This is a genomic window from Cyanobacteria bacterium GSL.Bin1 (assembly GCA_009909085.1).
In the GTDB taxonomy this organism is placed as follows: domain Bacteria; phylum Cyanobacteriota; class Cyanobacteriia; order Cyanobacteriales; family Rubidibacteraceae; genus Halothece.
Map to the genome: position 1 here is coordinate 18,386 of JAAANX010000206.1, position 12,580 is coordinate 30,965.

At 43.6% G+C, this 12,580-nt stretch carries 13 protein-coding genes and 1 pseudogene; 9 read left to right on the plus strand and 5 right to left on the minus strand.

Translation table 11 applies throughout. The features are described 5' to 3' along the window. Window positions 1-30 precede the first annotated feature (30 nt). Window positions 31-1,239, plus strand: coding sequence for a GNAT family N-acetyltransferase (locus GVY04_23545; protein NBD18994.1), 1,209 nt, complete (start codon window positions 31-33; stop codon window positions 1,237-1,239). A 115-nt stretch (window positions 1,240-1,354) separates the two neighbouring features. Here the strand turns inward: GVY04_23545 and GVY04_23550 are convergent, their stop codons facing one another. Next, entirely contained in the window at window positions 1,355-1,558 is a 204-nt protein-coding gene (locus tag GVY04_23550; protein NBD18995.1) for a DUF751 domain-containing protein, read from the minus strand. A gap of 189 nt (window positions 1,559-1,747) precedes the next feature. Between GVY04_23550 and clpB the strand changes: the two genes are divergently transcribed. After that, window positions 1,748-4,369, plus strand: a complete 2,622-nt coding sequence (gene clpB / locus GVY04_23555) for an ATP-dependent chaperone ClpB (GenBank protein ID NBD18996.1) — start codon at window positions 1,748-1,750, stop codon at window positions 4,367-4,369. A 109-nt stretch (window positions 4,370-4,478) separates the two neighbouring features. Here clpB and GVY04_23560 read toward each other — a convergent pair whose 3' ends face one another. The 3 genes from GVY04_23560 to priA all read right to left on the minus strand — a co-directional run bounded on the left by GVY04_23560 (window position 4,479) and on the right by priA (window position 8,810). Further along, window positions 4,479-5,138, minus strand: coding sequence for a Uma2 family endonuclease (locus tag GVY04_23560; GenBank protein ID NBD18997.1), 660 nt, complete (start codon window positions 5,136-5,138; stop codon window positions 4,479-4,481). A 283-nt stretch (window positions 5,139-5,421) separates the two neighbouring features. After that, complete coding sequence (mazG, locus tag GVY04_23565; protein ID NBD18998.1) at window positions 5,422-6,243, minus strand: nucleoside triphosphate pyrophosphohydrolase; 822 nt, start codon at window positions 6,241-6,243, stop codon at window positions 5,422-5,424. An 80-nt stretch (window positions 6,244-6,323) separates the two neighbouring features. Beyond that, a complete protein-coding gene (gene priA / locus GVY04_23570; protein NBD18999.1) occupies window positions 6,324-8,810 on the minus strand; it encodes a primosomal protein N' in 2,487 nt (828 codons plus the stop codon). Window positions 8,811-8,899: 89 nt separating this feature from the next. Between priA and GVY04_23575 the strand changes: the two genes are divergently transcribed. Then, entirely contained in the window at window positions 8,900-9,466 is a 567-nt protein-coding gene (locus tag GVY04_23575) for a Uma2 family endonuclease (GenBank protein NBD19000.1), read from the plus strand. A 174-nt stretch (window positions 9,467-9,640) separates the two neighbouring features. Here the strand turns inward: GVY04_23575 and GVY04_23580 are convergent, their stop codons facing one another. Next, complete coding sequence (locus tag GVY04_23580; GenBank protein NBD19001.1) at window positions 9,641-10,213, minus strand: Uma2 family endonuclease; 573 nt, start codon at window positions 10,211-10,213, stop codon at window positions 9,641-9,643. Window positions 10,214-10,473: 260 nt separating this feature from the next. Here GVY04_23580 and GVY04_23585 point away from each other — a divergent pair. From GVY04_23585 to GVY04_23610, 6 genes and pseudogenes are all read left to right on the plus strand, one after another. Next, window positions 10,474-10,722, plus strand: a pseudogene (locus GVY04_23585) (IS701 family transposase). A gap of 181 nt (window positions 10,723-10,903) precedes the next feature. Further along, window positions 10,904-11,188 (plus strand): DUF4258 domain-containing protein, encoded by a 285-nt coding sequence (locus tag GVY04_23590; GenBank protein NBD19002.1) that lies wholly within the window; start codon window positions 10,904-10,906, stop codon window positions 11,186-11,188. Further along, the gene (locus GVY04_23595) at window positions 11,185-11,445 is read left to right on the plus strand and encodes a DUF2283 domain-containing protein (GenBank protein ID NBD19003.1); all 261 of its coding nucleotides are present in this window, start codon (window positions 11,185-11,187) and stop codon (window positions 11,443-11,445) included. Before GVY04_23590 ends, GVY04_23595 begins: the two co-directional genes overlap by 4 nt. Before the next feature lie 86 nt (window positions 11,446-11,531). Further along, the gene (locus tag GVY04_23600) at window positions 11,532-11,756 is read left to right on the plus strand and encodes a hypothetical protein (protein NBD19004.1); all 225 of its coding nucleotides are present in this window, start codon (window positions 11,532-11,534) and stop codon (window positions 11,754-11,756) included. A gap of 276 nt (window positions 11,757-12,032) precedes the next feature. Then, a complete protein-coding gene (locus GVY04_23605) occupies window positions 12,033-12,278 on the plus strand; it encodes a hypothetical protein (protein ID NBD19005.1) in 246 nt (81 codons plus the stop codon). Next, a complete protein-coding gene (locus GVY04_23610) occupies window positions 12,232-12,561 on the plus strand; it encodes a hypothetical protein (protein ID NBD19006.1) in 330 nt (109 codons plus the stop codon). The genes GVY04_23605 and GVY04_23610 overlap by 47 nt, the downstream gene beginning before the upstream one ends. Window positions 12,562-12,580: the final 19 nt, after the last annotated feature.

Sequence of the window (12,580 nt, forward strand, 5' to 3'; positions counted from 1 at the left end):
TGTGTTTAGACATTACATCAGCGCTCGAAAATGATTGGCAACCCTGATCTCCGTCTTTCTTCTCAGTACACGGTACGTTGGCAAGAACAAATCAAAAATATTTCTCAATCGCAATGGGATGCTTTGGCTTTACCCCTGGCGACACCTTTTTTAGAGTGGCAATGGTTGCACACTCTGGAACAATCGGGAAGTGTCAGTCCACGTCGCGGCTGGCAACCTTGTCATTTAACAATCTGGAAACAGCAGAATTTAGTTGCTGCTGCCCCCCTGTATTTGAAGGGCCATAGTTATGGGGAATTTGTCTTTGATCAACAGTGGGCAAATTTAGCCTATCGCCTGGGTGTTGACTATTATCCCAAACTGTTGGGCATGACACCATTGACGCCTGCAGTTGGGTATCGGTTTTTGATGGCTCCCGATGAAGATGAGGAGATGCTGACAGAACTCATGGTTCATGCGATTGATGAATTCTGCGATCGCGAAAAGATTGCCGGTTGTCATTTCTTATTTGTTGATCCCGAGTGGAAACCTCGACTTGAACAATGTGGCTTTCGGGCATGGCAACACCATAGCTACATTTGGGAAAATGCGGGATTAAGCAGTTTTGACGACTATTTAAAACTTTTTAATGCCAACCAACGGCGCAACATTAAGCGGGAACGGAAGAAAGTCGAAAAAGCCGGTTTAGAAATGAAAGTTCATGCGGGAGAAGATATTCCCCATTGGATGTTTCCGCTCATTTATCAGTTTTACAGCAGCACCTGCGACCAATTTTTTGGCATGAGTAAATATCTGAATCGGAAATTCTTTGAGCAACTTTATCCCCATTATGCCCACCGGGTTGTCGTCTTTGCTGCTTATACCGAAGATAATCGTCGTCCCGTGGGCTTATCGTTTTGTCTGCGAAAAGGAGAGAACCTATATGGGCGCTATTGGGGCTGTTTTGAGGAGTTTGATTGTTTACATTTTGAAGCGTGTTACTATCAACCGATTGACTGGTCAATCGCGCAAGGGATAAAGATGTTTGATCCCGGGGCTGGCGGTCGTCACAAACGTCGCCGGGGGTTTCCCGCAAAAGTTAACTACAGTTTACATCGCTTTTACCATCAACGGATGAGCCAGATTCTCAATGCTTATATTGAGGAAATTAATGAGATGGAACAAGCGGAAATTGAAGCCATTAATCAGGATTTACCGTTTACGAAAAAAGAGATTGAACTCGATCCCAATCGCGTTTAATTCGTCATTCGTCATTCGTCATTCGTCATTGGCATCTCAGATAATTGACCAGGATGAAAGAGAAATCAGAAATAATCTCTTTCATCCTTTTTCTGAATTGACCAACAACCAATGGTTACAAGGTCGTGTATCCTAACATTCCACGCAGGGTAAAGAAAATAAGGAAAAAGCCACTGACGAGAATGCCAATTAAAGCGGTTGCTGTGACAGGGCGATTAAAAAGGGGTTTGAGCCGTTCAAAAAGGGCAAAGAAAATGCCTAAACTAAAACTAATTAGATAGCGGGGATAACGAGAAACATTCTGAAAAAAATCTTGCATGGCCAATCAATGGGGTGATTAAGTATTGCTCTTTCTATTTTAATCTGGAGCGTTACATTGTTGAAAACCAACCCTTTTTGGTAGGGGTTTCAACCAGATCTTTTTTTCAAAACTGACTAAGATCATTAGTAAATGGGAAAGAAAAGTTTGATTAAAGAAAATCCTTTAAATGAAGGAGGTTAATTTAAGATGCAACCCACTAATCCTAACCAATTTACAGAAAAAACTTGGGAGGCAATTGTCCGGCTTCCTGATTTAGCCAAACAAAACCAACAGCAACAAATTGAAAGTGAACATTTGTTGAAATCGTTGTTGGAACAAGACGGACTCGCCAGTAGTATTTTTAGTAAGGCAGATGTGAGTGTGCAACGGTTGCGCGATCGCGCCGATGAATTTATTGCCAAACAGCCGAAAATTTCTAATACGGGCGGGTCAGTTTATTTAGGACGAAGCTTAGACGCTTTATTTGACCGTGCGGATAACTACCGCCAAAAGCTTGAAGATGAATACATTTCGATCGAACACTTGATCCTCTCCTTTGCCCAAGACGACCGCTTTGGCAAAGCCCTTTACAAAGAGTTTGGACTCACTGAAGAGAAACTGAAAAATGTGATCAAAGAAATTCGCGGTTCGCAGAAAGTGACGGATCAAAACCCAGAAGGAAAATATGAAGCCCTAGAAAAATATGGGCGTGATTTAACCGAATGGGCACGGCAAGGGAAACTGGATCCAGTGATTGGGCGGGATGATGAGATTCGACGGACGGTACAAATTTTATCGCGACGGACCAAAAATAATCCGGTTCTAATTGGGGAACCCGGTGTGGGAAAAACTGCAATTGTGGAAGGATTAGCCCAACGGATTGTCAGTCGGGATGTACCGGAATCATTGCGCGATCGGAAACTGATTGCCCTCGATATGGGCGCCCTCGTTGCCGGGGCTAAATATCGCGGTGAATTTGAAGAACGCCTGAAAGCCGTGCTGAAAGAGGTGACCGATGCCGAAGGTCACATCATCATGTTCATTGATGAAATTCACACAGTTGTTGGTGCCGGGGCAACCCAAGGGGCAATGGATGCCGGAAACTTACTGAAACCCATGCTAGCGCGGGGTGAATTGCGCTGTATTGGCGCGACCACCTTGGATGAATATCGTAAACACATTGAAAAAGATGCGGCCTTAGAACGGCGATTCCAAGCGGTTTATGTGGATGAACCGGATGTAACGGATACCATTTCTATTTTACGCGGTTTGAAAGAACGCTACGAAGTCCACCACGGGGTTAAAATCTCGGATCGGTGTCTGGTCGCAGCAGCTGTGTTATCGGATCGTTATATCAGCGATCGTTTTTTACCGGATAAAGCCATTGACTTAGTTGATGAATCGGCAGCGAAGTTAAAAATGGAGATTACTTCCAAACCAGAAGAATTAGATGAAATCGACCGCAAGATTCTACAACTGGAAATGGAACGCCTCTCTTTACAAAAAGAGGATGATACTGCATCCCAAGAACGTCTGGAAACCCTAGAAAAAGAACTGGCCAATCTCAAAGAAGAACAAGACGAACTGAATGCGCAATGGCAAGCAGAAAAAGAGGTCATTGACCAGATTCGCAGTATTAAAGAAACCATCGACCAGGTTAACCTCGAAATCCAACAAGCCGAACGGGATTATGATCTCAATCGGGCGGCAGAACTCCGCTATGGCCGTTTGACCGAACTGCAACGGCAACGGCAAGACGCAGAAAATAAACTGGAAGAAATGCAAAGCAGTGGACACACCCTACTGCGGGAAGAAGTTGCTGAAGCGGATGTTGCGGAAATTATCTCAAAATGGACGGGAATTCCCATCAGTAAATTGATGGCATCCGAGAAAGAGAAACTCTTACACCTAGAAGACGAACTCCATGAACGCGTCGTGGGACAAGAAGAAGCGGTTCGTGCCGTTTCTGAGGCAATACAGCGATCGCGCGCTGGCTTATCTGATCCCAATCGTCCCACCGCTAGCTTCATTTTCCTCGGACCCACTGGGGTCGGTAAAACGGAGTTAGCAAAAGCCTTGGCATCTAACCTCTTCGATACCGAAAATGCTTTAGTGCGGGTCGATATGTCTGAATACATGGAAAAACACGCGGTTTCCCGACTGATTGGTGCGCCTCCGGGCTATGTCGGGTATGAAGAAGGGGGACAACTCACCGAACCCATCCGCCGTCGTCCTTACTCCGTCATTCTCTTTGATGAAATCGAGAAAGCCCACCCCGATGTGTTTAACGTCATGTTGCAAATTCTCGATGATGGTCGTCTGACCGATTCCCAAGGACGAGTGGTGGACTTCAAAAACACCATTATCATCATGACCAGTAACATCGGTTCTGATCTCATTCTCGATGTTGCCGGCGACGATTCTCGTTACGATGAAATGTACAATCGGGTCATGGGGGCAATGCGAGACAGTTTCCGTCCGGAATTCCTCAATCGTATTGATGAGATTATCATCTTCCATGCCCTGCAGCGCGATCAATTACGAGACATTGTCCGCTTACAAACCCAGTATCTCGAAGATCGTCTCAGTGAACAAAAACTCTCCTTGAAACTCTCCCAAGAAGCGTTAGATTTCCTTGCCGATATTGGCTACGATCCCGTTTACGGCGCACGTCCCTTAAAACGGGCGGTGCAGCGTTATGTGGAAACCCCGATCGCGAAATCCTTACTGAAAGGAGACTTTAGTGAAGGGGATACTCTCTTTGCTGATGTTGCTGATGAACGACTGACCTTTAAGCGCTTACCGATGGAAATGTTAACGAATCGCTAATTTTCATCGAGAGAGATTGAGTTGCAGTAAGGGTGAACAGCAGTTTGCCCTTACTTTTTTTGCAATGCGCCACGCGAAGCGGATTTCTGCGAGATCGCTTTCTTGGGTATTATTCTGATTGGTAATTGTTATTAATGATGGCTTCCAATTCTTTAATGGCTTGAAGGCTTCCTACTTGCCAAGAGCGTTCGATAGCATTCGGGATCAGATTAACTAGAGGAAGATGAGGAAATGTGGGGCTAACATCAGACTTGATGTAGTTTTCATTTTGGAGAATGTAAATCGTTAACTGCCCACTATCGTAAATCCATAGTTCGGGTACTTGGATTGCTTGATAGGCATCAAGAGTCGTTTTGGAAGTGACATCGCATTCAATCGCTAAATCTGGTGGCGGATCGTTCGATTGTAGGCGACGACGACTAATCATCCGTTGATAATTTTGGATATAAAAGCAAGCATCGGGCTCTACTCCTGCGATTCCTTCTTGCTTAAAAGTAGTCGAACCAAAAGGCTCGTATCCTTGACTGGTGGCTTTTAACAAAATTTTGACAAGATCAGAAATTAGTTCCTTTGGTCTTTCATGTTCGGGTAAGGGAACCATAACTTCTAACGTACCTTGACTGTAGCTCAATCTAGCACTACGATTTTCTCCCAATTCTCGCAGCACTGATTCAAATTCCGACCAGCTGATATCCGAAATGGTAACTTTACTTCCAGGAGCTAATTTAATCTGACTAACGGGTTTCGTAAAAGGAATCGTAGCAGTCATAATTAAAAGTAAGCAGGAATTGGTATTGCCTGAATTAATCTCATCTTAGCAGTCGAATAGTTAAGGAATTCAGAAAGAACTATGTTGTTGAAACTGCTGTGATCGCTCTATCGGATTTTGTTTCTGGCGATCGCTTATTAGCTCAAGTTCGATAAAAATTGGAGTTGGGAAGTGCGATTGAACGCTGACTAAAATATAAGCGTAAACGGACTATAATTCCCAGCGCGATCGCGCTGTGAGCAATCAATCTTAGAAATGTAATTTGATTCAAAAAAAGATGCTTTTATTGCAGCTGTTTTTTGGCTTGTTGCCATAACGTTTCTAACTCATCTAACGAATACTCACTTAACGAACCTTCTGCTAAATCTTCCATCACGCTTAACCGTTGCACAAACCGCTGATTAGTGCCGTGTAATGCTTCTGAAGGATCAAAGCCATACCAACGAGCAATGTTAACCAGGGTAAATAATAAATCGCCCAATTCTGACTCTTGATGTTTAAAGTTATCCGCTTTTAGGGCTTCTTTAAACTCAGATAGTTCTTCTTCAAATTTCTCCCAAATGCCTTCTGCACTGTTCCATTCAAACCCAAATTTTGCGGCTTTAGTTGAAATTTTCATACTGGCAAAAAGCGGGGGTAAGGTTTCCGTATATTTCTGAAACTTATGACTGAGTTTCTCTACTTGTTGGGAATGATATCCTTTTTCTTCTGCTTTAATGGCTTCCCAATTTTTTCGCACTTCTGCGACATCTTCGACTTCCACATCGCCAAAAACATGAGGGTGACGGCGGATGAGTTTATCAGTAATGCCTTGGGCCACTTCTTCTAAAGTGAAATGTCCATTTTCAGAAGCAATTTGGGCTTGTAAAACGACTTGTAGTAAGAAATCTCCTAATTCTTCAACAATTTCTTCTTGATTTTCACTGCGGATGGCAGCCGCCACTTCGTAGGCTTCTTCAATAATATAGGGAATCAGGGTTTGTTGGGTTTGGGCTAGATCCCACGGACATCCCTCTTGCGGCGATCGCAGCTTGGCAACGACATCTATTAAATCATTGAGAGCATTTAAAATTGATTCTTTGACAACTGTTTCAATTTGGTTCATAGTTATTCGTCATTAGTCATTAGTCATTGGTCATTAGTCATTAGTCATTGGTCATTGGTTATTAGTCATTCTTAATTTTGCTATCCCATATCCAACGGATCGACATCAATATTTAAACTAATTCCTTGCGGACAGCAACGATACAAACTCATTAAATCAGGGAGATCATTTTCAGTGGTTTCAGGGGGAAACTTTAACAAAATTTGCCAGCGATAACGACGGGCAATTCGCATCACACTTGCGGGTGCGGGACCTAAAATTTCATAATCATTTTCTCCAGCCATTTCCCGACAAACATCGGCTAATAGGGTTGCGGTTTGTTGCACTTCTAACGCCTCTAAACCACTTAAATTGAGTAAAATTAATTTGCCATAAGGGGGATAATTATAGGCATAGCGATTTTCTAATTCGGCTTGGGCAAATCGCAGATAATCGTGAGTCCGTAACGCTTCAATTACTGAGTGGTCTGGGGAATAAGTTTGAATGATCACTTGTCCGGGTTCATTGCCTCTTCCGGCGCGTCCAGCAACTTGGGCGAGGGTTTGAAACGCGCGTTCCGCTGCCATATAATCAGAACGGTGCAGCACCCCATCGGCAGAGACAACCGCAACGAGGGTCACTTGTTCAATATCTAGCCCTTTGGTCAACATTTGTGTTCCCACTAACAAATCCGCTTCTTGATTGGTAAATTGCTGGAGGAGAGAACGATGGGCGCCTTTAGTCCGAGTGGTGTCGCTATCAAAGCGGAGGGCGCGCAGTTCCGGGAATTCTTGTTCTAGGGCTTGTTTGACGCGCTGGGTTCCGGTGCCAAAATGTTTCAGGTAAGGAGAATTGCAAGCCGGACATTGTGGGGGCTGCAGTTGAGTATGGTTACAGTAGTGACAGCGTAGGGTTTGCGTTCCTCCTTCATGGGTGTAGTGATAAGATAGCGAGACATCACAGTGAGGACATTCAATCACATAACCACAACTGCGACAGGAAACAAAGGTGCTATGTCCGCGACGGGGAATGAACAAAATCCCTTGTTTCCCTTCTGTTTTTAGATTACGGAGTGCCCTTTGTAACGGTTCACTAAAAATAGAACGATTCCCCTGTTGCAGTTCTTTGCGCATATCGACCACGGAAATAGGGGGAAGGGGACGAGAATAGATCCGTTCAGGCAGAGAAAGATAACGGTGTTGCGAAGCGGGTTCATTTTGGGTTTTCCAGGTTTCCAGGGAAGGAGTGGCTGATCCCAGAATTAAAGGACAGTTCTCGAGTTGGGCGCGCCATTTGGCAACGGTACGGGCATGATAAGTGGGGAGGCGTTGGGTTTGTTTGAAGCTACTGTCGTGTTCTTCATCAAGGATAATCAGTCCCAAATGGGGAAGCGGTGAAAAAATCGCCGATCGCGTTCCAATGACCACTTGCGGTTCGCCACTCAGCATTTGTCGCCACGTATCATATCGTTCCCCGGTGGAAAGTCCGCTGTGATAGATGCACACTTGCGATCCGAATCTTGCCCGCGCGCGATCGCACAGTTGGGGCGTTAGTCCAATTTCCGGGACGAGAATCAACGCGGAATAACCCGCTTGTAATAAGGGCGCGATCGCCTGCAAATACACTTCTGTTTTCCCGGAACCCGTAACACCATGTAAGAGAACTTGGGTAAAGTGGGTTAACTCGGTAATCGTGTTGAGGGCGTACTGTTGCGCTGCATTTAATGCCTTGGCTTGATCCGCTGCTTGGTCGGGAGTTTGGGCAAAGCGGAGGCGTTCTTGTTCTTGTATTACCACACAGCCTTTTTTTTCTAGTGCAGAAACAGTGCTGGAAGTCGTATTACATAAACGCAAGAGTTCTGTTAACCATAACTCACCTCCTTGACGACGTAAAATTTCTAACACTTCTCGCTGACGGGGAGTTAATTCAGGAGATTCTCCCACCAATAACACGGCTTTCTGTCGTTTCGGACGAGACGGTTGCGGGTGTTGCAAATAACTTTCGACCCAACCCCGTCGCATTAACTCATTAATCCCGCGCTGCGCCCCTTTCAGCTGTTTTCGCAGATAAGTTGCACTATACTCCCCTGCCTTTTGGGCTTGTAATAATCTGAGAACTTGTAGCGCGATCGGCGAGCAAAAATTTTCCACCCCGTCTGGAATTGCTTCTTGGCGTAGACAAATCCGCAGTTGTGACTTTCCTAATAACCCTGGCGGTAAGGCGGTGCGAATTACCGAGAGGAGAGGCGTGCAGTAGTAAGTCGCTACTTGTTCTAACAATTCCCAATAGCGCGGTGGAAACAAGCTTTCGCTGACGACGGTTTCTACTTCCCGAATTTGCGTTTCTGCCAGATTAGCCGGGAGAGAAGCCCGTAAACGAATTACAATTCCGCCTACTGTCTGACTTTGCAGAGGAACGTTAACAATATCTCCCGGGTGAATTGTCAGATCAGGAGGGAGGCGATAAGTGAGTAGCCCTTCAATATCTGGACAATCGACCAAGACTTCCACCCATTGCGGTGATGAGGGTTGAGACTTGTAGCTGGCTTTTGTCGCGCTGACAGTAGGAGCAACCGGGGACTTTAACATTGATTTATGCTAGCGTGAGACTAACCCTAGAATTATAGCGTTAGCCTTCACTCGCTTCTACTCAATTTCTCATTCTTCAACTTCCCATTATGTTCTCAACCGAAGCAAACGCACTTAGTTTTGAAGATTATTTAGCGTACGATGATGGCACTGATCACTGTTATGAATTAGTGGCTGGGAAGTTACAGTTAATGAATCCCCCAACTGTTCTGCATTTGTTAATAAGTAAGTTTTTAGAGCAAGTTTTTGAAGATCATTTCAATGAACACGACTTACCTTTCATCTGTTTACAAGGGATCGGGATTAGAACCGGATGGAAAACCTCTCGCATTCCTGATCTCGTAGTGTTTGACAAATCTCTTCTGACTCCTTTCGTTAATCAAGCTGCTGTTTTAACTGTTCCACCAACCTTAGTGGTTGAAGTCGTTAGTCGAGAATCCATTAAGCGCGACTACCGTTACAAGCGATCTGAATACGCAGCCCTCGGCATTGCTGAATATTGGATTATTGATCCGATTCAGCAACAAGTAACCCTCTTATCATGGCAAGAAGGATTATACGAAGAGACAATTTTAAGTGGACAAGACAGGATTGAGTCTCAACAGTTTCCTCAACTTAGGTTAACGCCTGAGGGAATTTTGAATCAAAAACTTTAAGGGGTGACTTGGCTTCTTCCCCTATCGTATTGCTCGATACGCACATCTGGATTTGTTATCTTTTGGGGGATGAGCGATTGCAACAGACATTGCGAGGCGTGATCACCAAAATTAATCAAATGTTACGGGCTGACATGAATCAATATTGGCGACAATGCGCGATCGCGTACTCAATCAATAAGATACCTTGCTGCTGTTCATTTTTAACCAGCCAAACACCTGATTGACAGTCAGCGTTAATTCTAAATCTTGCAAAACAGGAAGAGCGCGATCGCCCTGATACAGCGCCGGCTGTTGCTGGGGAAATAACACTAAAATGCTGACATCGTCGGGATCAATAAACCAACCAAGATCGCTGCCATGCTCTAAACAGTAGAGAATATTTCCTAACACTCGATTCGTTTGCTGTTCAGGAGAAAGAATTTCAATTGTCCAATCAGGGGGTAATTTAAAATGATCGGGAACATTCCCCTCTGCTGTAAAAGGGATACGCTGCCACCGAAACACCGACACATCAGGGACAATGGATCGCTGTCCAAAGCTGCATCTCAATTCTGGGAAAGCATAAGCAATGTTTGTCTCCTCTGCAGCCTCATTAATGATCGCGCAGAGCTTTCCTTGCAGGCGACTATGTCGTCCCTTTGGCATTGGCTTTTGAATAATTTCCCCATCAATATACTCACTGGCTGGTTTCGTTTCTGGCTGTTGCAGAAATTCTTGCAAGCTCAACGAGGCTGCTTCTACCATTTTGGTTAATTAGAAGGTTCATTTTTGAGTTTATATTAAAGGGACATCTTGCATCCTTCTCTTTGCTATTCATTGAAGTAGATAAACCCAATTTAGAGAATTGTTAACTGCATTATACAAGCGTTGATCTGCTGTCCAGAAATTAATTCCTAAATGTTGGGCAAGAGCGAGATAATGAGCATCATAACCCTCTTTTGTCACTTTCCGAATTAAAATAGAGAAAAATCAAGAGGTCTGCTCTCGAAAAAGCAGGAAGGACAATGGATGTAGCGTTACAGATTCGTAAACATTTACCTCGAGAGCCAGAGCCCACTCTAGCTGTGGTAGATGACTATTGTAGCAATTATCAAGACCTATTTAAAGATGTGAGAAACTATGAATGTTTCAAGTATTTGCATTTAGGAATAATTTCCAAAATTCCTCGCAAATCCCTTCCCGAAATTGCCAAAGGAGTAGGAATTAATTCTGCCCAATCTCTGCACCATATCGTCGCGCGTTCTTTCTACACCCAATTGCGCTAGCTACCCTCTCTCTCCCTACACCCAATCGCCCCTTCCGCCTCATCTCAAGAACAGCGATAGCAGTAACGATCTGGGTTAATCGCGCTAAGATCTTAATTAAGTCTTTAACCATTCATAATAAATATGTTCAAATCTGACTCCAAAATAAAATTTCTAGATATCAATATAAATGATTATCCAGTTAACTGATACGTTTCGTATTTTTTTAAGCAACCATGCTATTTTACAAATTGAAAAACGTAAGATTCAGATAAGTTGGATCAAAGAAGCCTTTATTAATCCGATAAAAATTGAATCAGATCCGAAAGATTCTCAGCTCAAATGGACTTTTGGGAAAGTTAGGTGTCAAGATGGATCAATTAGGGTATTAAAGGTGATTTATAAAGATGGCGTTCCCCCTTTCAAGGTAATAACACTTCATTTTGATCGAAAGGCTAAAAGGAAATTATTATGAAAATTAGACATGATCCTGTAGAACAAACAGCATATATTGAACTGTTATCTTCAGATATTATTGAATCGGAAGAAGTGACTTCAGGTATTATTTATGATTTTGATCAGGAAAATAGAATTGTCGGCATTGAACTTTATCATATCGACAAACTTTCTTTAGAAGAGTTAAAAAGCATTTATAAAAATTTAACTACAGAAACTGACAAAAAACAACTAAGTGAGTTTTTGAGTTCTCTTTTATCAGTAAAAAATGTATAGGACATTATTCTATTGACTAAAGAAAGGGGGTTAGTTTTATTAATTGATCGTCTCATTTTGATCGCCCATCAAGCTTTCCCATCATCTTGCCTGAATCGAATCACGCGATCGCGCAAGCCGGCGCCGGAGGCGCATCGCGCAGAGAAAGCGAGAAGGGTGGCGCGATCGCGAAAATCCTCAAAAAACATCAAAGTCAAAGATTACGCCTTCCTAAACGGAAGGCGCCTGCTTTGACCGTTGGTCAGCAAGGCACCATCGCTTTTTCTGCAAGCAATGCTGAAACTGGCCAATTGCTTCAGGCATTAGACTGATTGAGATCGCGCTTCCCTCTCATCCCTACACCCGATGGCTTCGTCGGTTGCAAGAGTTGAACATTGCGCTATCCCTCCCTCCCCACAACCGATCAAACTTGCTAATGCCTTTTCCCAAAACCCCGATCACGCGGGTTAAGACAAGAAATGATCACTTTTTTCGTAAACTTGATCGCGCCACTAGAAACTTGGCTCAAACCGCCATGAAGAGTAAAGGTGCGGAAATCGCGAATTGGCTAAAATATAAGCAGTCAACGGAGGAAAAACTCTTAATATATGTCTACCTCTAACCCCAAAAGTGAAGCAGGAATTCCCTTTGAAATTGAGGGTGAAACGACCTATCTCAACCCAAATTCAGCAGAAGGAAAAGCCTTGCAACGGTTTGAACAAGCAGTTCCTGAACAATTCTGGTTAACTCATGGAACAATTGGAGAAGAAATTGATGTTGATTTATTAAATAAGCGCTTACAAGAACGTGGCTATTCGATCCAAGTATCTTTTCAAGACTCATCCGAAAGTTGAAAATGAAGACTTGAAGAGTTTACCAAATGTACTGGAAAGGGATTTTTGGGAAATTTACCAGTTAATATTGAAGGTTGATCCCGATCAGTGTGGTGGGTTTCCCCATCATGCTCTGAAAGGAAAATTAAAAGGATATCGCGCTCTCGAAATTGATTGGAATGGTGTTGCTTATCGTCTGGTTTATCGGATTTATGAAAAGCCTTCTCCTCGACGAGTTTTAGTGATTAGCTTTGCTGAACATGATCCGGCTTACGAAAAAGCCGTCGCGCGGGTAAAAAATTAACACTAAAAATTGAGATTAG